The following is a 2,002-nucleotide window of genomic DNA, read 5'->3' on the forward strand; positions in this document are numbered from 1 at the left end:
AGCATTCCTGCCGCGAAGGATAAGCGGGGCTCACAGCCCTGCGAGGACAAGTGGCCGGGATTGCGAGCGGCGCGGTTGAGCGTGAGCGGCGATGGGCGGACCGATCTGCGAACGGGATTCTCTCCCTCCCCTTTCCTGCTTTTCCCCCCTTCCTGCGCGCGGAACGCGACTGACTATTCATCAGAGGCGGTTGCACCCATCGTCGTTCCAATGGCAAAAGGAGGCGGGGCGATTGCATTCACGACCGACCCCGCCGGTCGAGACGATGGGAAAAATCGCAAAGGGGACGGCCGAAAATTCGGCCTCACGAACACCCTGAAGCTATTCCTGGAGAAATCCAATTCGACATGGACGATGAAACCGAGAAGCTTATCGACACGCTTGACTGGACGTGCGGCATGATCGCCCAGAGCGGTTCCGACGATCGCCAGCGGATCGCACTGGCCTACAGCCAGGCGCAAGACCTGATCACCGGCATCCCGCTTGACGGCGGCGACGCCCGACCGCGCATCGTTGCCTGCCTGCAGCGCTCCAATGACTATCGAGCGGTGGAAGACATCGCCTGCGTCGGCTGGATACTGACAGCTGTCCAGGAGCGGGTGAACGAACGGACACTTCCCGACTGGCGCCAGTTCCGCAAGGTCATCAAGCAGACTTTGAAACTGTTGCCGCTGTCCGGGCCCACGATGCATTGAAGAAAGCCGCTGCCACTGCGACAGCAATGGCTGCTGAGAACGAGCCCTATATGACGGCTGGAGAACCCGACGCGCCGGCATTTTATCTCGGCCGGGATTTTGCGCAGCGCAAAAAAAGAGGGCCAGCGGAGACCGCGGCCCTTTAAGTGTGAAGGTCAATAAACCTCCAGAGGGGAACAGCCGATGCGGCGGCGCTGGGAGGAGACACCGCGAAATGCATCAGCTGTGTGCAGAATGCCCGTTTTTTGACCAAACGCAAATCATTTATTGTGCATTGCAGCCATGAGTATGCTGCACTGCACTCGATCTGCTTCTCAAGCAGCCCGCCCGATCGCGGCGACATCCGCCTGCACATCCGATGCAAGCGCCTTCTCGACCTCGGCCAACTGCCGGCGCTTGTCTGCCAGCTCGCACGAAAAAGCAAATACTCCGCCCAGACGTGATTGATAAGAGGCAAGCCGCCGGCGTGATTCCTCGAGCCGATGCCGATACCCCTCGCACTCCTCATCGAAGCCGCCAAGCGCATGTTCGAGCCGAGAGATTGCCCCGAGCGGCGTGACCGTGACCGCAAGATCGACCTCGTGATCGGCGCCGGTGCGCTTCAACAGCGTCTGATATCGATAGCCCTCCCCTCTGCCGAAACGCTCGCCCTCGTAGACGAGATCGAAGCCGCCGATCGAGGCGATCGGAACCCTGCCCTCCTGCTGGAGCTGCACCAGCGTGAGGATTTCCTTCATCAGGGCGCGGCCAGCGGATTTTCGGTCATCATGGTGATTGCCGTCGACTGTCATGGCGAATGAATCGCCCGCCGTCGGCACCAGTGTCGAAATGTCCTGGCCGATCTCCTCGACGCGCCGCGTCGAGGTTTCGATGTCACGCTCGGCGTCCCGGATCCTGTCGGCGGATGGCGAACTGATCGTCCTCATGGGCGGCGCGCAGGCGTTCGAGCCGGGCAATGTCAGCCTCCAGCCCGGCCTTCTGCATCAGGCGCTGATCGCCGGAGGCAATGGCCTTGGCCATGGCGAACTGGTTCGCCTGCCCCTCGCCGAGATCATCAAGCCGCCGGATCGAGGTGTCGCCCGACAGCGCCGCAGCGATGAAACGCGCCTTGCGCTCGTTGTTTTGCCACATGGTGGCGTCGAGCGAACCCTCGGTGGCATAGGCGAAGATGTCGACCTCGTCATGCTGGTTGCCCTGCCTGACGATGCGGCCCTCGCGCTGCTCGATCTGCGAGGGTAGCCAGGGCACATCGAGATGATGCAGGGCCTTCAGCCGCAGCTGGGCGTTGACGCCGGTACCCATGGTCT

The 2,002-nt window shown here is 61.9% G+C and carries 1 protein-coding gene and 1 pseudogene; one reads left to right on the forward strand and one right to left on the reverse strand.

What is annotated here, in order from left to right; genetic code table 11:
• Positions 1 to 347: 347 nt before the first annotated feature.
• Complete coding sequence (locus RCCGE510_RS32300; protein WP_007637631.1) at positions 348 to 695, forward strand: hypothetical protein; 348 nt, start codon at positions 348 to 350, stop codon at positions 693 to 695.
• Between the two features lie 314 nt (positions 696 to 1,009).
• Here the strand turns inward: RCCGE510_RS32300 and RCCGE510_RS34375 are convergent.
• Positions 1,010 to 2,002, reverse strand: a pseudogene (locus RCCGE510_RS34375) (lactate dehydrogenase); the annotation flags it as partial.

The organism is Rhizobium sp. CCGE 510 (assembly GCF_000292525.1).
Lineage (GTDB): Bacteria > Pseudomonadota > Alphaproteobacteria > Rhizobiales > Rhizobiaceae > Rhizobium.

Bases quoted from the DNA above. Each gene is read 5' to 3' on its own strand.
- RCCGE510_RS32300 (WP_007637631.1), top strand. From the start codon at position 348: ATGGACGATGAAACCGAGAAGCTTATCGACACGCTTGACTGGACGTGC.